Below are 23,839 nucleotides of genomic sequence, written 5' to 3'. Positions count from 1 at the left end.
CTTTTATTGAATGGATGTTAAATAAATTCTTCCGTTTTTGACAACGCCGCTGTAGGTCCAGTTATAGGTTCTCAGTTTCGGGCTGCCGCCGGCCTTTGTAATATAAAACTCTTCATACGTTTTAATCGTGATATGCGAGCCGTCTTGGCTGAAGCTTTTCACAGTAACATCGTTAAATACTTCTGTCGTTCCCTCGCTGTGTAATTTTTTGACCAGTTTTTGCTGGTCGGCGTACAAAGGGCTTCCTTCTTCCAAATTGCCCGCCATTATGGCGAATTCGTTAAGATCGACGGCGCTTGATTGGTTTGTCAGGTAATCAGACATAAATGATGTGACCTGATCGCGTGTAACGCTGCCGGAAGCTGCTGCGTTACCTTTTGATGATGCCCATGCGGATGTGTAGGTTTCCGGATGATCATTTTTTATCTTTTTCATGTTTGTCCCTGCGGAATCAGGGGCTGGATCGGCTTTTTCAAAAACCCATTTTTTATCTTTTGTATCATATGAGAGCAAATAATGAAAGCTCGGCTCCGCCTCTTCCATATCAGGTTTTGTATTCTCGTCGAAATAAGCCGACTGATGAAGCTCTTTACCCGTAACAGTTACTTGCCAATTGCCGTTCTCTTGAGAAATCGCAAACGAATCAAGATCAAAATCAGTCTCTTTATACTGATCCTTCAGAAAAGTGCCGGAACTCTTCATGCCGGAAACCGCTTCTTTCGTCTGCTCTTTCCACGCTGATCCCGCCTCGGTCATCTGATCAGTATTGCCGTCTGCCATGGCTTTCGTGTACTGTTTCGTTGTTTTGACAATCGTGTCCATGATTGTTTGTTGTGTATCTTGGTCCGGAATCAGAGATAAATCCATCTCCTTATTGTCTATCGGCACCTCTGCTGTTGTTGTTTTTCCCCAAGGAAAATCCGCTTCCACGGCCGCCGTCATAGAGCCGTCCGTCAAAAGCGGGCCGTATGTGACCGATTTGAAAGGGTCTTTATGGATGGACTTTCCGTTAATCAGCAGATCCCCTTTGGCGTTTTTAAAGCGATCAGCTAACGTGAACGTCACATCCTCGGCGTCTAACGGCAGGTCAAGGTCAAAATTTCTGCTGCCCGCAGCTTGTATCTCTTCTTTTTTGACCACGTCCACCACGTCATTTTTAAGCTTGGCTTCCGCTGTATAGTCGCCGGGTGTGTACGGGCCGAAGATTTGGGTTTCGCCGGCTTTTTTGACTGAGCCCGTTTTTTCCTTATTTATGTAAAGATCGGCGCCCTTATAATTGCTCGTCACACGGAAATAGACCGGGTCGATTTTCAGCTCATAATGATCAAAAAACAGCAGGGTTTTGCCGTCTTTATCCGTGTACACGGCATCTTTTTCTGAAGAAGCCCCGCGAAGCGATGAAATCAGTTCATCATGTTTCTTTACATATGTGAGAAGCGGTTTTACATTGCTTTCATTTAACGTCAGCTTGCTGTCTGACGGTGTCAGAAGCGCAGACAGCTTTTTGGCGTCCCCGTCATGAACCGCCTGCTCTAATTGATCAACAAGCCTTTCCTTTGACGTCAAGTAGGCTCCGGTTTTATATGCGGCAAATAATATGATAAGAGCCGCGGCGATGCTGCTCCATATTAAGATCGTTTTTTTAGGGATCGGCTTTCGCGGCTGGGGCGCAGTTTCAGCGGCACTTGCTGTCTCCTGCTGTTCCGGCCTGCTTCCTCCCCCGATCGGTCTTCCGCATTCTTTACAAAAACGCGCCTCTTCCTTATTCTGCTGGCCGCAATGCTTACAAAAAAACATGACTTTCCTCCTACTCAATTCTACTAACTTGTATAACATTTCCTATCTTACATATTTTATAATAAAATAGAATGAAATTGGAGCGTATTAGAAAAAATAGATGTCTATCATCATAAAAAGGTGGAATAAACATGCAAGAGCTCAGCATTCAAAGAACGACAGAGACAAACGAGGCATTATATGATCTGCTGCTTCTCGCCGATCCGTCGAAAGAAATTGCAGATGAATATCTTGTAAGAGGCGAATGCTATACGGCATGGACCTCTGATGAGCTTGCAGGTGTCTTCGTCCTTTTAAAAACAAGACCGAAAACGGTTGAAATCGTAAACATCGCAGTAAAAGAATCCATGCAAAACAACGGTATCGGCCGAAAGCTCGTAGAAGAGGCTATGAAAAAGGCAAAACAAATGGGAGCGGCAACTATTGAAATCGGGACCGGCAACTCCAGCATCGGCCAGCTCGCGCTTTATCAAAAATGCGGGTTCAGGCTCCAAGCCATCGACCATGATTTTTTCGTAAGGCATTACGAGGAGGAGATTTTTGAAAACGGGATTCAGTGCCGTGATATGGTGAGGATGTATGCGGATGTATGAATATAATAAGAAAAACCTCCCCTTGCCGGGGAGGTTTTTTCTTATTACTTATTCAAGTTATAGAAAGAGTTGATACCGTGGAACTGAGCAGTTTCAGCCAGCTGGTCTTCGATGCGAAGAAGCTGGTTGTATTTCGCAACACGGTCCGTACGTGACGGAGCACCTGTTTTGATTTGGCCTGCGTTTGTTGCCACAGCGATGTCAGCGATTGTGCTGTCTTCTGTTTCACCTGAACGGTGAGAGATAACGGCAGTGTAGCCTGCGCGTTTCGCCATTTCGATTGCATCGAATGTTTCAGTCAATGTACCGATTTGGTTTACTTTGATCAGGATAGAGTTGCCTACGCCGTTTTTGATACCTTCAGCAAGCTTTTTCGTGTTTGTAACGAAGAGATCGTCACCAACAAGCTGAACTTTTTTGCCAAGACGCTCAGTAAGAAGCTTATGGCCTTCCCAGTCGTTTTCGTCAAGTCCGTCTTCGATAGAGATGATTGGGTATTTAGAAACCATTTCTTCGTACCAGTCAACCATTTCAGCAGATGTTTTCACAACGCCTTCGCCAGACAGATGGTATTTGCCGTCTTCTTTGTTGTAGAACTCAGAAGATGCAGCATCCATTGCAAGTTTTACTTCTTCGCCAGGTTTGAAGCCGGCTTTTTCGATTGCTTCAACAATTGTTTGAAGAGCTTCTTCGTTAGAACCAAGGTTTGGAGCGAATCCGCCTTCATCACCTACAGCTGTGTTCATTCCTTTAGCAGAAAGAACTGATTTCAGGCTGTGGAAGATTTGAGCGCCCATGCGAAGCGCTTCACGGAAGTTAGGCGCACCTACAGGCATAATCATGAATTCTTGAATGTCTACGTTGTTGTCAGCATGCTCTCCGCCGTTTACGATGTTCATCATCGGCACAGGAAGTGTTTTTGAGTTGAATCCTCCAAGATATTGATAAAGAGGAATCTGTAAGAAATCAGCAGCAGCGCGTGCAACAGCCATAGATACACCAAGGATTGCGTTGGCGCCAAGCTTGCCTTTGTTTTCAGTACCGTCAAGCTCGATTAAAAGCTGGTCGATTGCATTTTGTTCTGTTACGTCAAAGCCGAGAAGCTCTGGAGAAATGATTTCGTTTACGTTGTTAACCGCAGTTAACACGCCTTTTCCAAGGTAACGGTCTTTGTCGCCGTCACGAAGCTCAACTGCTTCGTATTCACCTGTAGAAGCACCGCTTGGAACCAATGCGCGGCCGAATGCTCCTGTTTCTGTATATACTTCAACTTCAACTGTTGGGTTGCCGCGGGAGTCTAATACTTCGCGTGCATAAACATCAACAATGTATGGCATGAGTTTGTCTCTCCTTTTGATTTCAAGTTATTTTTGAATTAAAGATGTTCCAGTCATTTCTTTCGGTTTTTCAACACCGAGAAGGTCTAATAACGTTGGTGCAAGGTCGCCTAGGATTCCGCCGTCACGCAATGTCACGCCTTCTTTTGTCACAATGACAGGGACTGGGTTTGTCGTATGGGCAGTGTGCGGTTTGCCGGATTCTGTAATCAGAACGTCTGCATTACCGTGATCAGCGGTAATGATGGCGTGTCCGCCTTTAGCGATAATGGCGTCAACCACTTCGCCTAAGCATTCATCCACTGCTTCAATCGCTTTAATTGTCGGTTCGACCATTCCGGAGTGGCCGACCATGTCAGGGTTTGCGAAGTTCAGGATGATCGCGTCATGCTTGTCAGCCGCGATTTCTTTTACGAGGGCATCCTTCACTTCATACGCGCTCATTTCAGGCTTCAGGTCATATGTTGCAACCTTCGGCGAGTTAATGAGAATACGCTCTTCACCCGGGAATTCTTCTTCGCGGCCGCCGCTCATAAAGAACGTGACGTGCGGATACTTTTCGGTTTCCGCGATGCGAAGCTGTTTTAATCCGTGCTGTGACAATACTTCACCGACCGTATTATCAAGGTTTACCGGTTTAAAAGCTACATATCCGTCAACTGATTCACTGAAATGAGTCAGGCAGACGAAATGCAGGTTTTTCGGATGGTTTTCTCCGCGGTCAAAGTCACGGAAATCTTTATTGGTAAACGTGTTGGAAATCTGGATGGCGCGGTCCGGTCTGAAATTATAGAAAATCACAGAATCGCCGTCATGAATCGTCGCAACAGGTTCACCGTTTTCTTTTGTAATGACGGACGGAATGACGAATTCATCATAAATGCCGTTCGCATAAGAATCGTCTACTACATCCATCGCGCTCTTGTAAGACGGGCCTTCGCCATACGCCATTGCGCGGTACGCTTTTTCCACACGGTCCCAGCGTTTGTCGCGGTCCATGGAATAGTAGCGTCCGGAAATGCTGGCGATTTCGCCGACACCGATCTCTTTGATTTGCTCATTCAGCTGCTGAATGTAGGTTTTCGCTGTTTGCGGGCCCACATCGCGGCCGTCAAGGAAACCGTGAATATACACCTTCGTCAGCCCTTCATTTTTCGCCAGCTTTAACAGCGCGAACAAATGATTGATATGGCTGTGTACGCCTCCGTCAGACAGAAGGCCGAACAGGTGCAGCGCTTTGTTGTTTTCTTTCGCGTGGCTGATCGCATCAAGGAATGTTTGATTGCGTTCAAACTCTCCTTCACGGATGGCAACGTTCACACGTGTTAAGCTTTGGTACACAATACGTCCGGCGCCGATATTTAAATGACCGACTTCGGAGTTCCCCATCTGCCCTTCCGGCAGTCCGACAGCCTCGCCTGAAGCGGTCAGCGTCTGGTGAGGGTATTGGTTCCAGTAACGGTCGAAATTCGGTTTTTTCGCTTGTGCGACTGCGTTTCCGACTGTTTCATTGCGTAATCCGAACCCATCAAGAATGATGAGTGCAGCTGGTTTTTTACTCATATTGACCTTCCTCCAATAATTGAACGAAAGACTGCGGTTCAAGGCTTGCGCCGCCGACCAAAGCACCGTCAATATCGGACTCTGCCATATATTCTTTAATGTTTGCAGGCTTTACGCTTCCGCCGTATTGAATGCGGAGCTTGTCAGCTGCTTCCTGGCTGAAGCTTTCAGCGACGGTTTGACGGATATGCGCGCACACGTCGTTTGCATCTTTAGAAGTTGAAGATTTGCCTGTTCCGATTGCCCAGATTGGCTCGTAAGCAATAACGGAAGCTGCAACTTGTTCTTCAGAAAGACCCGCAAGGCCTTTTTTCACTTGATCGGCAACAAGATCATTTGTTTTGCCGGCTTCGCGCTCTTCAAGCGTTTCACCTACACAGATGATCGGCACGATGCCGTGTTTGAACGCGGCATGCGCTTTTTTGTTGACAGTTTCGTCAGTTTCAGCGAACATTTCACGGCGCTCAGAGTGGCCGATGACGCAGTAGTCCACGCCAAGGTCTTTCAGAGCGACCGGGCTGATTTCACCTGTGAACGCACCGTTTTCTTCAAAGTGCATGTTTTGGGCGCCGACTTTTAAGTCAGTTCCTTTAACAGCAGAAGTCAGCTTCTCTAAGAAAAGAGCTGGTGCGCAAACAACGGCTTCCGCTTTGTCTGCTGCTGGAATGGAAGATTTCACTTCTTCAACGAAGCTGACAGCCTCGCCGAGTGTTTTGTTCATTTTCCAGTTACCGGCTATAATTGGTTTTCTCATCTGTTCCACTTCCTTATAGCAGTTTTTATTTATCGTTCAGCGCAGCTACCCCTGGAAGCTCTTTGCCTTCCATAAATTCAAGGGAAGCGCCGCCGCCTGTTGAGATGTGGCTCATTTTGTCAGCAAGGCCGAATTTTTCAACGGCTGCCGCAGAGTCTCCTCCGCCGATGACAGAGTATGTATCTTTTGCCTCTGCCAACGCTTCAGCCACAGCTTTTGTGCCTTGAGCGAACAAGTCGATTTCGAATACGCCCATCGGTCCGTTCCACACGACAAGTTTACTGTTTTTAATAACGTCAGCATACGTTTCGCGTGTTTTCGTTCCGATGTCAATCGCTTCTAAATCACTTGGAATTTCAGAAACCGGCACCATTTTTACGTTTGCATCGTTAGAGAAATCATCCGCAACCAATACATCTTCAGGCATGTAGAATTTCACACCTTTTTCTTTCGCACGGTCCATGAATGATTTCGCGAGCTCGATTTTATCTTCTTCAAGCAAAGATTTACCGATTTCATACCCGAGGGCTTTGACGAATGTGTAAGCAAGACCTCCGCCGATGATCAGGTTGTCCACTTTATCAAGCAGGCTTTCGATCACGCCGATTTTGTCTTTTACTTTCGCTCCGCCGATGATCGCCGTAAACGGGCGCTCAGGATTTGTAACGGCTTTGCCGAGAACGTCAAGCTCTTTTTCCATTAAGAACCCTGCAACGGCCGGCAGATGTTCAGCGATTCCTGCTGTAGATGCATGCGCGCGGTGGGCAGCACCGAATGCGTCATTGACATATACATCTGCAAGCTCAGCGAATGCTTTTGCCAGCTCAGGATCGTTTTTCTCTTCACCAGGGTAGAAGCGTACGTTTTCTAATACGAGAATGTCTCCGTCTTTCATGTCAGAAATCTTTGCTTTTACAGCATCGCCGTAAGCTTCATCCGCTTTTTTCACTTCTTTGCCGAGCAGTTCGCCTAAGCGTGCAGCGACAGGAGTTAAACGAAGCTCCTCTGAAACTGCGCCTTTCGGACGGCCTAAGTGGCTTGCCAGAAGGACTTTTGCGCCTTGGTCTGCAAGGTATTGAATGGTTGGAAGCGCAGCGCGGATACGAGTATCGTCTGTTACTTCCCCGTCTTTCATTGGAACGTTAAAGTCAACGCGGCAGAATACGACTTTGCCTTTTACGTCGATGTCTTTTACTGTTTTCTTATTCATGCCTTAGGAGATCCTCCTTCAAAATGGTTTACATAGCACGAAAAACGTGAAACCGCCTTATGATGCGTTCCGCCGCGGGGCAGATTGCAGCTGTCGGCACGGGGCAGATCGTCTTCGGAGCCTGGGCAGGCGGCCCGGAAACGAAAGTGCCGCAAAGATGCAAAACGCGAGCGTTATTCACCATTCCGGCGTTTTCTGAAAGCAGGTCCTCATGGAAAAAGGGAAAGGGAGTCCGTCCCCTTCCCTTGTCCGCTTTCATTATAGCGTTTCTGTCCGAAAGAACCAAGTCCGGCCCTTTCCGGGAGCTATGAATTAAAGACCTTGTTTCGCGATGTAAGCTGCAAGGTCAACAACGCGGTTAGAGTAGCCGCTTTCGTTATCGTACCAAGAGATTACTTTTACCATGCTGCCTTCCATAACCATTGTAGAAAGAGCATCGATTGTAGAAGAGTTAGCATTACCATTGTAGTCGCCTGATACTAATGGCTCTTCGCTGTAGCCAAGGATTCCTTTAAGATCGCCTTCAGCTGCTTCTTTAAGAGCTGCGTTTACGTCTTCAGCCGTTACGTCTTGGTTCAGTTCAGCAACTAAGTCAACAAGAGAAACGTTTGGAGTCGGCACACGCATAGCTCCGCCGTTCAGTTTGCCTTTCAGTTCAGGAAGAACAAGAGAAACTGCTTTTGCAGCACCAGTTGATGTAGGAATGATGTTTTCGGCTGCTGCACGCGCACGACGGTAGTCTTTGTGCGGAAGATCAAGGATTTGCTGATCGTTCGTGTAAGAGTGAACAGTCGTCATCATACCGCGTTTGATGCCGAATTTATCGTTAAGTACTTTAGCAAACGGCGCAAGGCAGTTTGTTGTGCAAGATGCGTTAGAGATAACGTCATGTTTAGCCGCATCGTATTTATCTTCGTTAACACCCATAACGATTGTGATATCTTCTTCGTTAGCAGGAGCTGAGATGATAACTTTTTTCGCGCCTGCTTCTAAGTGTTTCGCAGCGTCTGCGCGTTTTGTGAAGAAACCAGTAGATTCAACTACGATTTCAACGCCTTGTTTGCCCCAGCTGAGTTTCGCAGGATCGCGCTCAGCAGAAACTTCAATTGTTTTTCCGTTAACAACAAGGTTGTTACCGTCAACTGAAACCTCAGCGTCTAATTTTCCGTGTACAGAATCATATTGTAAAAGGTGAGCGAGCATGTTAGCGTCTGTTAAATCGTTAACCGCTACGACCTCAACTTCAGGATTGTTTAATGCTGCGCGGAATACGTTACGTCCAATACGACCAAAACCGTTAATACCGACTTTTACTGCCATGATTGTTTCCTCCTTTAAATAAGTGAGAGATATTTATATTGAGGGACTGGTATCCCTTAATAACTTCTTTGCGGCTCCTTCGTCCGTGACGAGAACCGTGTTTCGCTGCTTCTTGAAATAAGCCTCGATTGCTTCCGCTTTTGATGATCCGCCCGCTACCGCGATAATGTCGGGAATTTCGTCGATGTCATCAAGCTGCATTCCGACTGAATGCACCTTATGGACGACTTCGCCATCCGCGTTAAAGTAGTAGCCGAATGCTTCTGTCACTGCGCGGTTGTCATCTATTTTCTTCAAATCTTCCAGAGGCGTGTTTCTGCGCTCCGCCATTGTTCTAGCTTCGCCGATTCCGTGAACCAGCATACTCGCTGATTTAATGGTGTTGAGCACCTCTTTTACGGAAGGCTCTTCAATAATAGATGAATAGGCCCCTTGTGACAGCTGTCCCGGAACAAACAAAAGCCGATAAGTGCCTGAAGCTTTTTCTGCCATATGCGCGCATATGGTGTTCGCCTGATTTTTGACGTTTTCGCCTAAACCGCCTCTTGCCGGCACAAACAGGAGCTCACGGTTTTTTGAATCCGGCGTCATCATGTCGGCGACAGCTTCAATTGTCGTACCGCCGGTTACAGCGACGATATTTTTTCCTGAAAATCTCTTTTTCATACATGCGACGGCCGCTCTCCCTAATTCTTTTTTGACCCAAGGAGATTGGTCGCTGTCTCCGGAAACGATAATGGCGTCTTTCAGATTAAGCCGCTCCTTTAATGTCTTTTCCAAAAGCGTCAATCCTAAAACATCCTTCATCGTATCTTCCAGAATCGAAAGCAGTGAATAGCCCTCTTCCGTCAGTGTCATGCCGTTTGTTTTAATATCAATGAGATTCTGTTCTTTCAAAAACTGAACCTCGCTTCTGAGCACGCGCTCGGTCAACCCGAGGCTGGCTGACAGACTTCTGCGGCCGATTGGTTCAGTAAGCCTGATATACTGCAAGATTTCAAATCTTTTTTGCATCACAAGCAAAAGATCAGGCAATAATTTTTTTTGAGCTTGTATTAACTGGTTCATGACTCAAACGTTCCTTCCTATTCATACTGGACAGAAAATGTCCCGCTATGACAAAAAACGTCCCATCATAGCCAAAAAAAATTATGTCTGCTTTCTTTAATTATTTTAACAGGGTGACATTGTTAATTCAACTGTTAAAGGCCAATTCCTCGACATTCTTCGCTGGGTTTTACCAGTATCTCCTTTATACAGCTATAATATACAATTATGGTGAAAAGGTGACGGAGAAAAGCCCGCTGCGGCAGGCTTGAGGGGACTTTCTTCATTAAAACGCTTTCATTTTACCCAGAGCTTCTCTATCTCTTCCAACGTTTTGTTTTTCGTCTCCGGGCAGATCGTCACAACAAACAAAAAGCAGAGGATATTAATGACGGCGAATATCCAAAAAGTATACGCGAGGCCGAATGCACTGATCATCATCGGCACAAACTGGCCGATCGCCCAGTTTGCCCCCCATAAGAAGATCGTCGCAATGCCGGCGGCTCGGGCGCGGAGATGATTCGGAAAGATTTCTGAAATCATGATCCATGTAATCGGCCCGACCGAAACGCAGAAAGCGGCAACGAATCCTAAAATGATGACGACGAGCGCAGGCCCGCTGGCCAGCTGAAAATAAAAGGACGCGCCGATCAATATCATAAACAGCGCCATAAAGGCCGAACCGACGCCCATCAGTTTTTTCCGGCCGATTTTATCGATTAAAAGGACCGCAATGACGGTGAATATCACCTCTACGACACCGACGATGCAGGTCGTTACAAATCCTGCATTTTGGCCGAAGCCCATCATTTTAAAGATTTCCGGCCCGTAATACGTGATCGCGTTCATTCCGATGACCTGGTTGAACAGAGCCAGCAGGATGCCGATGATCAGCGCTTTTCTGAGACCCGGTTTAAAAAGCTGGGATAACGAGCCCATTTTTTCTAATTGTAATGAAGTTTCTATTTGTTTGAATTCTTCTTTCGCAACGGTTTCTCCATTAATACGCGTCAATACGGTGAGGGCTTCTTTCGTACGCCCCGCTTTTGCCAGCCAGCGCGGGCTTTCGGGCACAACGAGCAGGACGATAAAAAAAATGACGGACGGAACCATTCCGTAAGCGAGCATCCACCGCCAGCCGGTGTGCACTCCCCATTCATATGAGCCTGATTGCTGGACGGCGAGGTTAATAAAATAAGTGCCGGAGATTCCTAATATCGTAAACAGCTGATACAGCGATGACAGGCTGCCCCGTATGGCCGGCGGGGAGGATTCGGTAATATACGTGACAGAAAGCGAGGAGCCCATTCCGATACCCAAGCCGCCGATGACTCTGGCGATAATTAAGGAAGAAACATTTTGAGAAAGCGCGGAGACGACCGCTGAGACTGCAAACAAAAGCGCCGCCGTCATCAGGATTTTTTTCCGGCCGAAGCGGTCACTCAAAAATCCGGAAATGCCGACTCCAAAAACGCCGCCGATCATAATACTTGAAATCACAAGACCTTCCATGAAAGGGCTCAGGCGGTACAGCTCCTTCAAAAAACCGATCGCGCCGGAAATCACCGCCGTGTCGTAACCGTACAAAAGCCCTCCGAGTCCGGCCGCACATGAAATGAGGATGACAAACCCCATGGAATGCTGCCGAGTGACAGGTACGTTTGAATCAATTGGTGCCGGGTGATTCTTCATGAATGTTACCCTCCCGCTAATAACAGAATAAAAACGTTTACAAATATCGGCGCTCCGCTTTCTGTTTTGTAAGGCCGGCGGCGTCTTCAGGTTGTACGTACTTATATAGAGTTTTATCTAAAAATTACCTAAATTAGTACGTACAAATAAAGAATAAGCAGTTTTTCACTTTCTGTCAATTATTTTTATCATTTTATGAAAGGGCTTACTATGTTATACTGGAATTTGTCCGTATACATTTTGGAGGAATTCATATGCTACCGAAATATGCACAAGTAAAAGAAGAAATATGTTCCTGGCTCAATCAAGGCAAAATACAGCCTGATCAAAAGCTGCCTACGGAAAATGAGCTGATGCAGCAATTCAGCGTCAGCCGCCATACGATCAGAAAAGCGATCGGGGATTTGGTCTCGCAAGGCCTGCTTTACAGCGTTCAGGGCGGGGGCACCTTTGTCGCTTCACGCTCGGCGAAATCAGCCAGGCATTCAAACAAAACGATCGGTGTCATTACAACCTACATATCAGACTATATTTTCCCGAGCATCATCAGGGGAATCGAATCTTATTTAAGCGAGCAGGGCTACTCGATGCTTCTGACCAGCACCAACAACAATACAGAAAGCGAAAGAAGAGGGCTTGAAAACCTGCTGTCCAAAAATATCGACGGGCTGATTGTCGAGCCTACAAAAAGCGCGCTGCAAACGCCGAATATCGGCTACTATCTCAATCTTGAGAAAAACGGCATTCCGTTTGCCATGATTAACGCCTCGTATTCGGAGCTTGCGGCGCCAAGCTTTTCCGTCAATGATGTGAAAGGCGGCATGATGGCGGCTGAATATTTGATGTCCCTCGGCCACTCTCACATTATGGGCATCTTTAAAGCCGATGACACGCAGGGCGTCAGACGGATGAACGGCTATCTGCAGGCGCATCGGGAGCGGGGGCTGTTCCCTTCCCCCGACATGATTGTGACATTCACGACAGGAGAAAAAGAAACCGTGCTGCTTGAAAAAATAAAGCGCACGCTTGAACAAAACAGCGGTTCATACCCGACGGCGATTCTTTGTTATAACGACGAAATCGCGCTGAAAACGATTAATCTGCTGAGGGAATTGGGATTAAAGGTGCCTGATGATGTGTCTGTCATCGGCTACGACGACTCTCATTTCGCCCAAATTTCCGAGGTGAAGCTCACCTCCATTAAGCACCCGAAATCGGTTATGGGGAGAGCAGCGGCGAAATATGTTATTGACTGCTTGGAACATAAAAAACCGAAGCAGGAAGATGTGGTGTATGAGCCGGAATTGATTATCCGGCATTCTGTTAAGCGGATTGGAGAATAAAAAAGCAATGTGACGCAGTTTACGCGCACATTGCTTTTTTTATGATCAGCCGTTTTTTAGATCCGCGATAATTTCAAATGAACGCATTCTGTCAGCATGCTCAAAACTCTCTGAATTGACCATGATTTCATCTGCCTGCGTCGTCCGGATAAAGCTTTCCAGCTTCTCTTTTACTTTATCCGGCCCGCCGACGATTGTTGAACTGAGCTGTTCATTGACCATCGCTTTTTCATACGGCGACCAGATTTGATCCATATCTTCTACAGGCGGCTTGAGCTGGTTCGGCGTGCCGCGGACGAGGTCTAAAAATCTTTGGTAATGTGATGTCGCCAAATAATCCGCTTTCTCATCCGTATCTGCCGCAATGACGGTGACGCCGACCATCGCGTACGGTTTATCGAGCACGTCTGACGGGCGGAAGGAGCTGCGGTACAGTTCTAATGCCGGCACCGTGTTTTTTGGCGAGAAGTGGGCCGCAAATGCAAACGGAAGCCCCAGCTCTCCGGCAAGACGGGCGCTGAAACCGCTTGAGCCAAGCAGCCAAATCGGCACGTCAAGCCCTTCGCCCGGTATGGCGCGGACTTGATTGCGAACATTGCCTGACGGCTTAAAGTAATTTCTCAGTTCCTCAAGCTGCTCAGGGAAATCCTCACCGCTGTTTATATTTCGTCTTAATGCTCTTGCCGTTAATTGATCCGTTCCCGGCGCGCGTCCGAGCCCGAGATCAATCCGCCCCGGGTATAACGTTTCAAGGGTGCCGAATTGCTCGGCGATGACAAGTGACGAGTGGTTCGGCAGCATAATGCCGCCTGAGCCGACGCGGATTTTTTTCGTGCCGCCGGCAATATGCCCGATCAGCACTGACGTCGCCGAGCTTGCGACGCCTTCTATATTATGATGCTCCGCCAGCCAATAGCGGTTGTAGCCCCATTCTTCGGCGCGGCGGGCCAGGTCCATACTGTTGCGAAACGATTCGGCAACCGTTCCTCCCTGCACGATCGGAGATAAATTTAATACGGAAAAGGCAGTATCTTTCAATGTATGTTCAGCCATCATTTTCTCCTTTATGGTTTAGTGTGGTCAGATCTTTAAGAAGGTCTATATCCACACCTTACCACAGCTCTTGCCGTAAATTAAAGAAATTGATTCGATGAAATTCGAACAATCACTCAGCGGCGGTATTCTCATGGATGAACAGTTCCTCTGCGATATCAATAAAAAGCTTGGCGGCAAGCGATGCGTCTTTTATAGAAGGAACGGCCAGCTGCACCTCCCTGAATACGTCCGGCGTAAACTCTTTGACAACCACTTCATCCGGAAGCGGGGTGCCGGCCATCGACATTTCTGATAAAATCGCCAAACCTAAACCTTCCCGGACCATATTAATGGATGTGCTGACATTAAAAACGGTAAAGGCGGCGCAAAGCTCGGCGCCGGCTTTTTTAAACAGGCCTGCAATCGGTGATGTGTAACCGCCGTCGCACACGACCATCGGTTCGCCGTCCAAATCCTTAATCGTCACGGATGAACGGGCGCACAGCGGATGATCTTTGTGCATAATTGCCGCCATTTTGTCTTTTTTCAGCAGCAGATAATCCATGTCTTCCGTCGGAAAAAGCAGGATGCCGGCATCAATCACCCGGGAGTGAAGCCATTCCTTCACCTCGTCCGCCGTTCCTTCGTGGAGCACCAGCTCAAGCTTCGGATACCTTTGCTTAAACACGCTGATGAGCTTCGGCATAAAATAAGCGGAAGCGGCAGGAAATGTGCCGATGTGAATCGTGCCCTGCTCCAGCCCTTTTTCTGCGGCGGCCAGCTGCTCGACTTTTTCAATGCCTTTGAGCACCTCTCTGATATGAACGAGGATTTTTTTCCCTGTATCTGTGAGCAGTAAGCCGTTTCGGCGGTCGCGGATGATCAGCTTGACGCCGAGCTCGGATTCGAGCGCCGAGACCGCGTGGCTGACAGCAGGCTGTGTCATGTTCAGCGCCTGCCCCGCTTTTGTAAAGCTTCCCGTTTCTGCAATTTTGACAAAAACCCGTAATTGTGTGATCGTCATAACGTTTTACTTATGCTCCTTATAAAAAAGATTCATTTTATTTATCTTACTGATTACCGTATCATATGATGGAATTAGTCTACAAGGAGTGAACGAAGTGAAACAGCCTACTAAAATACAGACGGCTCTTCTGCTCGCGTTTTTAGTCACCGTATGGGGGATTAACTGGCCGCTGTCAAAAGCGGCGCTCGCCTATTCACCGCCCCTTCTCTTCGCCGGAATTCGGACGCTTATCGGCGGGCTGCTGCTGCTGATTGTCGCTCTGCCCCGTTTCAGCAAGCTGCGGTTTAAAGAAACGTGGCCGATCTATCTTGTTTCTGCCATTTTAAATATTACATTATTTTACGGCCTGCAAACGATCGGCCTGAATTACCTGCCGGCCGGTTTATTTTCTGCCATCGTGTTCTTTCAGCCTGTCTTGATGGGCATTTTTTCTTGGCTCTGGCTTGGAGAATCGATGTTTGCGCTGAAAATCGCCGGGCTTGTGCTCGGATTTGCCGGGGTGGCCGTCATCAGCGCCGCCGGTTTCGGAGGGCATATCTCGTTTACGGGCATCCTTTTGGCACTCGGTTCAGCGGTCAGCTGGGCGCTCGGCACTGTATTTATGAAAAAAACGGGAAGCCGCGTCGATTCCATCTGGATGGTCGCTCTTCAGCTTCTCATCGGCGGCGTGCTGCTTGTCAGCTCCGGAGAATTTACCGAAAGCTGGTCCGCGATTCAATGGACGGCTCCGTTCATTCTCAGCCTTCTTTTTATTTCGGTATTTGTCATCGCGCTCGGCTGGCTTGTCTTTTTTACGCTTGTCGGTTCGGGGGAAGCGAGCAAGGTTGCCTCTTACACCTTCCTCATTCCGCTGATCTCTATTGTCGTAAGTTCGATTTTCTTACATGAGCCGCTGACTTTCAGCCTTCTGGCCGGGCTGCTCTTGATCGTCACAAGCATATGCCTTGTCAATATGACACCGAAGAAGCTGAAAACACCGGCTCTAGCCGCGGAAGAAAAGGCCGTCCAATAAAAAAACTCTTGCCACACGGCAAGAGTTTTTTGCTTATTGATGATGTCTCCCTTTCACAACATACGCAGCCGTGATAAGCAGATAGATGGCTGCCGTGATGCATGTGATGATGATCGATGTCGTGAAAATGACGCCGACAAGAATGGCCAGTAATGCAATCACCGCAAACCATGTCGTGTACGGGAACCATTTTACATAATACGCCGGCTGTTCCGTTACATGTTTTCTTGATTTCAAATGGGCGAATCCGATGATCAGCCAAATGAAGAGAACGGTATAGCCGAGGGAGCCCATTAAATAATTAAAGGTTTGGCTGCCCGCAAATAAGGATATCAGAACGCCTACATATAAAAACGACGTACATGTTAAGATCGCGTAAACGGGAACCTTTTTCTTTGAGAGCTTTGAAAAGATCTTCGGCACCCGGCCGTCCGTCGCCTGCGTAAATAATACGCGGGAGGAGCCGTATAACCCCGAGTTCATGGATGAAATGATCGCCAGCAGAATAACGGCGTTCATGATATGGTCAGCCCCGGGAATCCCGATCATTTTAAACACCATGACAAACGGGCTTTCCGGCGCGCTGTTCACTTGATTCCAAGGGATCAGGCTGACGATAATGAAAAACGGAAGCAAATAAAAAGCGACGATCCGCGTCAATGTGCCGCGCACTGCCTTCGGAATAACCTTCTCGGGATTTTTCGTCTCCGCAAGCGTAACACCGATGATTTCCGTCCCGCCATATGAATAGATGACGACAAGCATCGCCGTAATGACGCCGCCCGCCCCATGCGGGAAAAAGCCGCCGTGACTCGTTAAATGCGACAGGCCCGTCGCTGTGTGATTGCCGAATGAGAAAAATAACAGCAGGATACCGAATAGGATGAACAAGACAATCACTGTAATTTTAATGAGCGCAAGCCAGTATTCTGTCTCAGCAAACAGTTTTACAGAAAGCATATTGACGACCGTTACCACTACGGAAATGATCAAGGCCAGCACCCAAATCGGGCAATCCGGAAGCCAATATTGGATAAAAATCGCGGCGACGACCGCCTCCGCGGCAATATTGAGCACCCACATTTTCCAGTAAATCCAGTCTAAAAAGTACGCCGCGTACGGGCCGAGAGCCTGTTGAACCAAATCCCGGAACGTTCTTGCATTCCGGTTCCGCACGGCCATTTCGGCCAGACCCTGCATTATAAACAGCAAAATAATTCCTCCGAGGAGATACGCCAATAAAACGGCCGGTCCGGCTTCATCAATTGCCGTACTGCTGCCTTTAAACAGCCCCGCTCCAATCGCTCCTCCCAGCGCCATCATCATAATATGTCTGGACGACATCGTCCGTTTTAACGTTTGTTTGTCCTTTTCCATCTATCGCACGCCCTCTTCTTTTTTTCATCACATAAAAAAGGCACGCCGTCTCTTCCGTAAAAGAGACGGCGTGCCTTAGGCCAACCGCGGTACCACTCTTGTTGATTCCGTACATCCGGAATCCAGCTTTTGAACCTGGTAACGAAGGTCAGCCGTTAGGACATAGGGAATATTCCGACAATTCCGTTCCGTCCTGCCACTTCCAGGCGAGTTCAAAGACCGATCAGTCCGCGTTGCACCACCCCGCGGCTCTCTTTTTTCTGACCGGATTCTTTTACTGCTCCCGTTCACAGTGTTTTATATTTGAATCTGCTGATTTTTTATTTTCTGAATATAGTAACATAATATACAGCCTTCTATTTTCAAAGTCAATACACAAATTTTGCGCTGGTTTTCTTTTCATTCCTATATAAAACATTATGACTGAACATGGTTTACTCTTATTTCGGGGTATCTCAACTTAGCGACTTTCCTCATTTCATTTCTAATAAGTTTGAATAAAGATCCATCGGAGTAAGCAGAGTTCTTTAAAGTTTTCTTTTAATTTAACTCTAGTTATTTTTCTAAATTCCATGTAGAAATTAGGAATAATACTCTAATTTTTTTAAAGCCATTGACATGAAACCAATTCCACAAATTAAACTCATGGAGAACACTAGTTGGCGTAACACGAAAGGGTATAGAAGCATTGGTGGCGTTACAGCTAGTGTTGTTTGAATTTTTAAAGGAGATTTTCAGGATATGAATGAAATAGTTATGTTTGATTGGATGAATAAAAATAAAGCTCCTTTTGCTTTTAAACTAAAAGTAATGGAATTATTGCAATTAAATACACTGCTTGTAAATATGGATAAAGAATTAATGGAAAAAGAAATCATAATGATGAGAAGAAATGCTATAGGAAGTTAAACAACCTACCTATATTTTTACAAAAAAAATGAGAATAAAAGGTTGATATGGTACGGGTTCCATACTTTAAGATGATGATATGTCTTCGCTGAATACTAAATAAACATTTCCAGGAGGAATTACCTATGCAGTCTAGTACATCATTTAATAGCCCAGCTTACCTTGAAACAAATGGAGTAATGAAAATCGCTAATATAACCTATAGTAATAGTGAATGGCTGAACTTCGAAATTGGCGGAGAAGGGATTTTTAAGAAATCAGGTTCTTATTTAGTCCCATCTCTTCCAGTAGAGTTTCATTGTCATGGAATCGGTCACTATATTTTAGCAATTTAGATCAATTAGATATTGAAAAGATCAATACACTAGCTGAATTAGAAGGGATTTTCTGTGTACCCTCTATCTTTCTTCCTCATAATCAATTAGACCAATTTGTAGTCTTTATGAAAGAATTCCATAAACAAAAGAGAAAGGGACGTTACCGTAATATTTTAGGTATTTCACTAGAAGGACCATTATTGGCCAGCTTTGCAGGCACACCAGAAAGAGGGAATTGGGCACCATTAAAAGAAGAATGGGAAAAGATCGCGTCTTGTGGAGAATATGGTCTTATTTATACTGTACTGTCTCCAGATGCTATGACTGAAAACTCCTATCTAAAGAAATATATCACTGAAGAACATCCAAGTTTAGAATGGATTGTAGATACACTTGTGGAGGCTGGAGTAAAGCCGGCGCTAGGTCACTTCCAAAAAGCATATCCAGAGGAAACCTCTAGACTTATAATGAAAGTTATAGATACAGCGCAAAAACGCAGCAATTATGCTGGATCAGATGCTGTTTTAACAGACCATTTGTTAATGATATGCCAAACAATTTTAAACACACCTGGAGAACACCCCAAGAAAGAACACATAGATTAGAGGGGTTAAAAGATGCTCGATTAGATAAATGGAAACTTAGATAATATAAACACACTTGTCGGAGAAGTTCCTGGTACTTTGATGAGAGCCGCGAAAGAAGGTTTGTTAACAATTTGTATGAATTTTGATAGTGAACATGTAGACTTAGAAGTTGCACGACGAGTTGTAGAACTTGTTGGCTCTCAGGGTATTATAGCAATGACAGATCGTATTGACACAGACTCCATGTGTGGCCAATCATTAGAAAAAATTGAAGGAAATAATTTGTGGTATCAAGGAAAAGGGTATGTAGCAGCAGGATCTTACACAATTGATCGACTTATGCATAATATTCGTGCTATAGGTTTTAATGAGAAGATTGTATGGAATATGACTTCATTTGTACCATTAAAAGCTTGTAATTTCCTAAATGAACTTGAAAACCTATCCATGAAGCCATTCAGTTTTATAGATGAAACGAAAAAAAGAACTCATTTCAAAGCGCCTATCCCAGAGCTGATTCTAGACTAAGCAAAAAAGACCACTTTAAAGTGGTCTTTTTAAGTTGACTTTCTTTTAATAAATTTTAGATCCAACTTATTTATATTGGGGACATCTTTGTTATTAATTAAGTTATATAATAAGTTTGCTGCTGTTTGTCCCAACTCTTTAATGGGTTGATGTATCGTTGAAAGTTCTATTACCTTAGATATCGGCTGATTATCAAATCCTATAACCGCCAGTTCTTCAGGTATTCGTATTCCCTGCCTCTTCGCTTCATAAATGATCCCAGCAGCAACATAATCACTTCCTACAACCATTGCCGTAGGACGAGGTGATTTATTTAGAAATGATTTTGCTATTTCAATACCATTCTCAATGGTGTACTGTTCTTCAAAGTACCAATTATAACTCCATTTCAATCCGTATTCATTTTGAAAGTAAAAAAATGATTTTTTTCTACTTATGCCAACACCACTCTTAGGATTTCCTATACATAGACCAATGGATTGATGTCCTTGATTTCGCAAATGATCAATAGCCATTTTGATTCCTGACTCATGATTAATAAATATATGTGCAACCTGTTTGCTTGCAGAAGCTTCACAGGAAACAATATTACCAAATCCAGATATCTCGTCGAGTACGTGACGGGGGCTTATACAGGATCCTAAAATAAGACCGTCAATAAGTTTGTATTTTAATCTGTTAAAAAACTCTAGTTCTTGTTCAGGATCGTTATTTGACTGGTGCACAAGTAAACTATAATTATGTTTATTACACTCTTCACCTATTCCAGCAATTAGCTTACTAAAAAATGGATGGTTGATTTTAGGAACAATGACTCCGAATACATTTGTCTTCCCCCTAGATAGGTTAATCGCGTTGAAATTTGGTACATAATTTAATTCCTTCATAGCTTTTAAAACAGCGTCTCGTTTCTCAGGTTTTACATAAGGATGATTATTGAGAACCCTAGATACTGTTGTCCGAGAAACGTTCGCTTTCTTTGCTATCTCTGTAATGTTTGTCATTACTATTACTCCTTCTTAGGCAGCGTTATCAGGATTTTACGCTAAACAACACCAAGGAAAAATACTCTAAATCAAGGATAAGCATAATTAATTGACTTTATCATGGCGTATATTAAAATGTGCCCTTTCCTGACTATGTCCCTCACTATAAATAGAACGAGGCTTACCCATCTTGTGTAATAGTTTATCAAATAAACCTACTAATATCCCTAGACATAGCAACACAATGATGGTCCCTATCCCAACCGGCCCCTGAAGAATGATTGAAAGTACAAAAGCTAAAGCTTCCCCTATAGTCTTTGTAATATTAATACCCCAACCTGTACGTTCAGTAATAGCTAACATTAATTCATCATTCGGTATCGAAGGAAAAGATGCTCTTAAATTAATAGCGATTCCCATAGCCAATATACATAACCCTATCAAAAATAAACTCCATTGAAGAATTACAGCATCTGTTTTTAAGAATGAAAGAATCTTTAAGTTTAAAAGGTCAACAAAAACTCCAATAATAAAAATCGGAATAAAACCGGCTAGATTAGGAAACCGCATTTTTATTAGGCTATTTATAAAGATAAGGATTCCTCCGACAATGAAAACCCATGACCCAATTGTAAGGCCAATGAGTTCTGATAAAGCCACATTTAGAGCATCCCAGGGGGCAATCCCAGTATTAGATTTAATCATACATACAACCCCTAAGGATAAAACAAACAATCCAACAATATAAATTAAACATCTTTTAACAAAATGGCTCATGATTGTATACTCCGCGGTTTAGGGTCTTCTTCTTTAGTTAGAATATAGTGATCGAAAGCATAAGATACACCACACTCATAATTCGATAACGTTTTGAAAGTAGCCAATTGAATAAGCTTCTTATCAGCATTTCCCATGGCTATCCCTATTCCTGCTACATTAAACATAGGCAGATCATTTAGATTGTCACCTATTGCTATTGCATTTTCCGCATCAATTTCATAATATTCACAAAGCTTATTTAATGACGCTCCTTTATCTACCCCTGCACTTGTGATTTCGAGATTGAATGCGCCTGAACTAGTTACGACACACTCCTTCAGTTGCCCAAAATATTCTTTTGCTTTTTTTAATTTTCTTTGGTTTAGCGAAACTATCATAAATTTTATGACATAACGATAATCGATAGGGTCAATTGTACCCGGTATTTCCTCTAACCCGTATTGATGTATTTGAGCTTTAATAGAATTCCAAAACACCTCTTGATTAAAATGAGGCTCTTCCATTACTGTATCGTAAAGTTCTTTTTCAAGTTGCTGAATCCCCTGATTTGATACGACAATTTTGTCAGATAAGTAAATCTGATAATAGATTTCCTCTTTATTTAACCATGTTATGATAGGCTGGATTACATCTGAATCCATAAAATGTTCGAATATAACCTGGTTTTCTACATAAATTTGAGCTCCGTTTGAAGCAATGATCGGAAAATTTAAATTATATTTATTGATGATGTGTTTTGCATCAAATAGAGCCCTTCCCGTAGCGATTGTTACAATATGCCCTTGTTTTTGTCCAAGCTTTAAGGCACTTACATCTTGTTCTTGGATAGTTAAGTTCTCTGATAACAGCGTACCATCTAAGTCAATTGCAATTACTTTCATGTGAATTTCCTCCCTAGATTTTAAAAATCATTGAAAGTATAAAGTATGGTACGCGTTTCAGAGCAATTAGATTATTATATTAATTTAAAGTTTTTCTGAGAAGCTAAACTACAATGATTTAAATTAAAAATTTGATTAGAACTGTGTTTCTCAGGCGGTCTCCGACTAAATGATCTTTCTCTTTTGATAAATGCAGTTAATAATGAATTGACTGCTAATGGTGGAAGACTTAGAGGTCAGTACTGCTCATAATAGGCCTACTCGTTTCGTACACCTCTTCAAGTGAATTCATAATGGTATCTCCTCACTTACATCTAGATCAACTTATAACGAATCATTCATAGGTTGTTCTTCATAAGTTTCAATGTGTTCGATTGTATTATTATCCTTCGGAATTGATGAGAATAGAGAACTTATTCCATTTGAAGAATCAATCATTTCATCTAGAACTTCAGGCACTGGCAACTCACTAGAAACTGAGCTGTGACAGGACAGCTTACCATAATGAGTTTGACTCATGGCCAGCTACTTGGGAACCGGCACTTTTCTGAGAACACTCACTTTTTGTAAAAAGCGGGTGTATTAAGTTTCGCTGAGGCGGTGTCCCCGCCATACTTTTCTCTTTTCTTCAATACGTGGTAAAGAAAGCAAAAACCTGTTTCCCTTATAACAGAACTTGCTATATCATAAAAGTATGCGTTTACATTCGAGTAGGGAGGTTATAGTATGACCCCTGTCAATACAAGCAGCATCGGGAAAATCCAAGCAGCCAGCAAAGGCTTGTCTCCAAAATTGAGAGCGATTGCAGACCATATCGTGAAGGAGCCGAAAGATGTGATTCACCTGTCCATCATTCAGCTGGCAGAAAAAACAAAAAGCTCTGAAGCGACGATCTTCAGGCTGTGCAAGCGGCTCGGTTTTTCCGGCTATCAGGATTTAAAAATCGCGCTTGCCCAGGAAATCGTTCAGGAGCCGGTCCAGCATCTGCATGAAGATATGAGCCCGGATGATGATATCGAGGTGATCATTCAGAAAGTTTTCCGTACGAATATTTCCGGCCTCACGGATACCTTTCATTTATTAGATCCCGCTGATGTAGAAAAAGCGGTAGAGCTGATTCATCAGGCCGACAGAATCGAGTTTTACGGAAACGGCGGCTCAGGGCTGATCGCCACTGACGCTTATCATAAGTTTATGCGCACGGGCTTAAATTGCATCGCCCATACCGATTCCCATTTTCAGGCGATGTCAGCGGGTCTTCTCGGTCCCGGCAGCGTGGTCATCGGGATTTCTCATTCAGGCAGCAACAAGGATGTGCTCGATGCCGTAAAAACGGCTAAATCGCTCGGCGCCGGCACGATCGGCATTACCAGCTACCAAAAATCGCCGCTCACTCAAATATCTGATGTTGTTTTATATACATCAACAAGGGAGACGGCCTTCAGGACGGAAGCGATGTCCGCAAGACTCGCCCAGCTGACGGTCATTGATACGTTATATTTCGCGACGGCGCGCCTGAGGCAGGAAAAAACGCTTTCCAACCTCCAGAAAATCAGAAAAATGATCGCGCACAAACGTTTGTAATCGTTTTCTTAAGATTTATTTTTTAAAAGCAAAAATGCCGATACAGCGGGATATAAGGAAATTTTATGAAAAAATTTTTCTTCCTTATCGTTGATTTATAAAAAAATTATTCCTATAATTGACTTTGTAAGGGCATACATTATGAATCTATCATTTTATT

General features: G+C 44.6%; 22 protein-coding genes and 1 other annotated feature. Of the genes, 8 read left to right on the top strand and 14 right to left on the bottom strand.

Going from position 1 to position 23,839, the window contains the following annotated elements; translation table 11 throughout:
• Positions 1-3: 3 nt before the first annotated feature.
• Positions 4-1,797, bottom strand: coding sequence for a zinc ribbon domain-containing protein (locus AXI59_RS07795; RefSeq protein ID WP_061527845.1), 1,794 nt, complete (start codon positions 1,795-1,797; stop codon positions 4-6).
• 125 nt (positions 1,798-1,922) lie between these two features.
• Between AXI59_RS07795 and AXI59_RS07790 the strand changes: the two genes are divergently transcribed.
• Positions 1,923-2,390, top strand: a complete 468-nt coding sequence (locus tag AXI59_RS07790) for a GNAT family N-acetyltransferase (protein ID WP_156476241.1) — start codon at positions 1,923-1,925, stop codon at positions 2,388-2,390.
• 44 nt (positions 2,391-2,434) lie between these two features.
• On the opposite strand, the gene eno is transcribed toward AXI59_RS07790, so the two are convergent.
• The 7 genes from eno to AXI59_RS07750 form a co-directional block, all read right to left on the bottom strand.
• The gene (eno, locus tag AXI59_RS07785) at positions 2,435-3,727 is read right to left on the bottom strand and encodes a phosphopyruvate hydratase (RefSeq protein WP_061521628.1); all 1,293 of its coding nucleotides are present in this window, start codon (positions 3,725-3,727) and stop codon (positions 2,435-2,437) included.
• Between the two features lie 27 nt (positions 3,728-3,754).
• Complete coding sequence (gpmI, locus tag AXI59_RS07780) at positions 3,755-5,290, bottom strand: 2,3-bisphosphoglycerate-independent phosphoglycerate mutase (protein WP_061527844.1); 1,536 nt, start codon at positions 5,288-5,290, stop codon at positions 3,755-3,757.
• A complete protein-coding gene (gene tpiA, locus AXI59_RS07775) occupies positions 5,283-6,044 on the bottom strand; it encodes a triose-phosphate isomerase (RefSeq protein ID WP_061521630.1) in 762 nt (253 codons plus the stop codon). Before tpiA ends, gpmI begins: the two co-directional genes overlap by 8 nt.
• Before the next feature lie 25 nt (positions 6,045-6,069).
• The gene (locus AXI59_RS07770; protein WP_061521631.1) at positions 6,070-7,254 is read right to left on the bottom strand and encodes a phosphoglycerate kinase; all 1,185 of its coding nucleotides are present in this window, start codon (positions 7,252-7,254) and stop codon (positions 6,070-6,072) included.
• A gap of 312 nt (positions 7,255-7,566) precedes the next feature.
• The gene (gap, locus tag AXI59_RS07760) at positions 7,567-8,574 is read right to left on the bottom strand and encodes a type I glyceraldehyde-3-phosphate dehydrogenase (protein WP_061521632.1); all 1,008 of its coding nucleotides are present in this window, start codon (positions 8,572-8,574) and stop codon (positions 7,567-7,569) included.
• Between the two features lie 33 nt (positions 8,575-8,607).
• Positions 8,608-9,642 carry a gapA transcriptional regulator CggR gene (gene cggR, locus AXI59_RS07755; RefSeq protein ID WP_061521633.1) on the bottom strand — a complete coding sequence of 345 codons (1,035 nt, stop codon included), beginning with the start codon at positions 9,640-9,642 and terminating at the stop codon, positions 8,608-8,610.
• Between the two features lie 276 nt (positions 9,643-9,918).
• Positions 9,919-11,313 (bottom strand): arabinose-proton symporter AraE, encoded by a 1,395-nt coding sequence (locus AXI59_RS07750; protein ID WP_061527843.1) that lies wholly within the window; start codon positions 11,311-11,313, stop codon positions 9,919-9,921.
• Between the two features lie 254 nt (positions 11,314-11,567).
• Between AXI59_RS07750 and AXI59_RS07745 the strand changes: the two genes are divergently transcribed.
• Positions 11,568-12,656 carry an arabinose utilization transcriptional regulator AraR gene (locus AXI59_RS07745; RefSeq protein WP_061521635.1) on the top strand — a complete coding sequence of 363 codons (1,089 nt, stop codon included), beginning with the start codon at positions 11,568-11,570 and terminating at the stop codon, positions 12,654-12,656.
• A gap of 45 nt (positions 12,657-12,701) precedes the next feature.
• Here AXI59_RS07745 and AXI59_RS07740 read toward each other — a convergent pair whose 3' ends face one another.
• Together AXI59_RS07740 and AXI59_RS07735 are read right to left on the bottom strand one after the other, a co-directional pair.
• On the bottom strand, positions 12,702-13,709 hold the full coding sequence (locus AXI59_RS07740; RefSeq protein ID WP_061521636.1) for an LLM class flavin-dependent oxidoreductase: 1,008 nt from the start codon (positions 13,707-13,709) through the stop codon (positions 12,702-12,704).
• A gap of 112 nt (positions 13,710-13,821) precedes the next feature.
• Positions 13,822-14,715 (bottom strand): LysR family transcriptional regulator, encoded by an 894-nt coding sequence (locus tag AXI59_RS07735; protein ID WP_061527842.1) that lies wholly within the window; start codon positions 14,713-14,715, stop codon positions 13,822-13,824.
• 97 nt (positions 14,716-14,812) lie between these two features.
• Here AXI59_RS07735 and AXI59_RS07730 point away from each other — a divergent pair, with 97 nt between their 5' ends.
• The gene (locus AXI59_RS07730; protein WP_061527841.1) at positions 14,813-15,730 is read left to right on the top strand and encodes a DMT family transporter; all 918 of its coding nucleotides are present in this window, start codon (positions 14,813-14,815) and stop codon (positions 15,728-15,730) included.
• Between the two features lie 33 nt (positions 15,731-15,763).
• On the opposite strand, the gene AXI59_RS07725 is transcribed toward AXI59_RS07730, so the two are convergent.
• Positions 15,764-17,107, bottom strand: a complete 1,344-nt coding sequence (locus AXI59_RS07725) for an amino acid permease (RefSeq protein ID WP_061527840.1) — start codon at positions 17,105-17,107, stop codon at positions 15,764-15,766.
• Positions 17,108-17,165: 58 nt separating this feature from the next.
• Positions 17,166-17,407: a binding site (T-box leader), on the bottom strand.
• Between the two features lie 441 nt (positions 17,408-17,848).
• Here AXI59_RS07725 and AXI59_RS19730 point away from each other — a divergent pair.
• From AXI59_RS19730 to AXI59_RS20340, 4 genes are all read left to right on the top strand, one after another.
• Positions 17,849-18,016, top strand: coding sequence for a hypothetical protein (locus tag AXI59_RS19730; protein WP_156476240.1), 168 nt, complete (start codon positions 17,849-17,851; stop codon positions 18,014-18,016).
• Between the two features lie 125 nt (positions 18,017-18,141).
• Complete coding sequence (locus AXI59_RS20350; RefSeq protein ID WP_240491498.1) at positions 18,142-18,351, top strand: hypothetical protein; 210 nt, start codon at positions 18,142-18,144, stop codon at positions 18,349-18,351.
• Positions 18,315-18,938, top strand: coding sequence for a hypothetical protein (locus AXI59_RS20345; protein WP_240491497.1), 624 nt, complete (start codon positions 18,315-18,317; stop codon positions 18,936-18,938). The genes AXI59_RS20350 and AXI59_RS20345 overlap by 37 nt, the downstream gene beginning before the upstream one ends.
• A gap of 81 nt (positions 18,939-19,019) precedes the next feature.
• Positions 19,020-19,448, top strand: a complete 429-nt coding sequence (locus tag AXI59_RS20340) for a hypothetical protein (RefSeq protein WP_240491496.1) — start codon at positions 19,020-19,022, stop codon at positions 19,446-19,448.
• Positions 19,449-19,477: 29 nt separating this feature from the next.
• On the opposite strand, the gene AXI59_RS07715 is transcribed toward AXI59_RS20340, so the two are convergent.
• From AXI59_RS07715 to AXI59_RS07705, 3 genes are all read right to left on the bottom strand, one after another.
• On the bottom strand, positions 19,478-20,452 hold the full coding sequence (locus AXI59_RS07715; protein ID WP_061527839.1) for a LacI family DNA-binding transcriptional regulator: 975 nt from the start codon (positions 20,450-20,452) through the stop codon (positions 19,478-19,480).
• 87 nt (positions 20,453-20,539) lie between these two features.
• Positions 20,540-21,211 carry a YczE/YyaS/YitT family protein gene (locus AXI59_RS07710; RefSeq protein WP_061527838.1) on the bottom strand — a complete coding sequence of 224 codons (672 nt, stop codon included), beginning with the start codon at positions 21,209-21,211 and terminating at the stop codon, positions 20,540-20,542.
• The gene (locus AXI59_RS07705; protein ID WP_061527837.1) at positions 21,208-22,095 is read right to left on the bottom strand and encodes a Cof-type HAD-IIB family hydrolase; all 888 of its coding nucleotides are present in this window, start codon (positions 22,093-22,095) and stop codon (positions 21,208-21,210) included. Before AXI59_RS07705 ends, AXI59_RS07710 begins: the two co-directional genes overlap by 4 nt.
• Before the next feature lie 726 nt (positions 22,096-22,821).
• Here AXI59_RS07705 and AXI59_RS07700 point away from each other — a divergent pair.
• The gene (locus tag AXI59_RS07700) at positions 22,822-23,679 is read left to right on the top strand and encodes a MurR/RpiR family transcriptional regulator (protein WP_061527836.1); all 858 of its coding nucleotides are present in this window, start codon (positions 22,822-22,824) and stop codon (positions 23,677-23,679) included.
• Positions 23,680-23,839 lie beyond the last annotated feature (160 nt).

The organism is Bacillus nakamurai (assembly GCF_001584325.1).
GTDB lineage: Bacteria > Bacillota > Bacilli > Bacillales > Bacillaceae > Bacillus > Bacillus nakamurai.
The sequence above is the reverse complement of the archived record's forward strand: the minus strand, read 5'-3'. Positions and strand labels throughout refer to the sequence as shown.

Coding starts and splice junctions, on each gene's coding strand:
- AXI59_RS07795 (WP_061527845.1), bottom strand. CDS start 1,797: ATGTTTTTTTGTAAGCATTGCGGCCAGCAGAATAAGGAAGAGGCGCGT.
- eno (WP_061521628.1), bottom strand. CDS start 3,727: ATGCCATACATTGTTGATGTTTATGCACGCGAAGTATTAGACTCCCGC.
- gpmI (WP_061527844.1), bottom strand. CDS start 5,290: ATGAGTAAAAAACCAGCTGCACTCATCATTCTTGATGGGTTCGGATTA.
- tpiA (WP_061521630.1), bottom strand. CDS start 6,044: ATGAGAAAACCAATTATAGCCGGTAACTGGAAAATGAACAAAACACTC.
- AXI59_RS07770 (WP_061521631.1), bottom strand. CDS start 7,254: ATGAATAAGAAAACAGTAAAAGACATCGACGTAAAAGGCAAAGTCGTA.
- gap (WP_061521632.1), bottom strand. CDS start 8,574: ATGGCAGTAAAAGTCGGTATTAACGGTTTTGGTCGTATTGGACGTAAC.
- cggR (WP_061521633.1), bottom strand. CDS start 9,642: ATGAACCAGTTAATACAAGCTCAAAAAAAATTATTGCCTGATCTTTTG.
- AXI59_RS07750 (WP_061527843.1), bottom strand. CDS start 11,313: ATGAAGAATCACCCGGCACCAATTGATTCAAACGTACCTGTCACTCGG.
- AXI59_RS07745 (WP_061521635.1), top strand. CDS start 11,568: ATGCTACCGAAATATGCACAAGTAAAAGAAGAAATATGTTCCTGGCTC.
- AXI59_RS07740 (WP_061521636.1), bottom strand. CDS start 13,709: ATGGCTGAACATACATTGAAAGATACTGCCTTTTCCGTATTAAATTTA.
- AXI59_RS07735 (WP_061527842.1), bottom strand. CDS start 14,715: ATGACGATCACACAATTACGGGTTTTTGTCAAAATTGCAGAAACGGGA.
- AXI59_RS07725 (WP_061527840.1), bottom strand. CDS start 17,107: ATGGAAAAGGACAAACAAACGTTAAAACGGACGATGTCGTCCAGACAT.
- AXI59_RS19730 (WP_156476240.1), top strand. CDS start 17,849: ATGAATGAAATAGTTATGTTTGATTGGATGAATAAAAATAAAGCTCCT.
- AXI59_RS20350 (WP_240491498.1), top strand. CDS start 18,142: ATGCAGTCTAGTACATCATTTAATAGCCCAGCTTACCTTGAAACAAAT.
- AXI59_RS20340 (WP_240491496.1), top strand. CDS start 19,020: ATGAGAGCCGCGAAAGAAGGTTTGTTAACAATTTGTATGAATTTTGAT.
- AXI59_RS07715 (WP_061527839.1), bottom strand. CDS start 20,452: ATGACAAACATTACAGAGATAGCAAAGAAAGCGAACGTTTCTCGGACA.
- AXI59_RS07710 (WP_061527838.1), bottom strand. CDS start 21,211: ATGAGCCATTTTGTTAAAAGATGTTTAATTTATATTGTTGGATTGTTT.
- AXI59_RS07705 (WP_061527837.1), bottom strand. CDS start 22,095: ATGAAAGTAATTGCAATTGACTTAGATGGTACGCTGTTATCAGAGAAC.
- AXI59_RS07700 (WP_061527836.1), top strand. CDS start 22,822: ATGACCCCTGTCAATACAAGCAGCATCGGGAAAATCCAAGCAGCCAGC.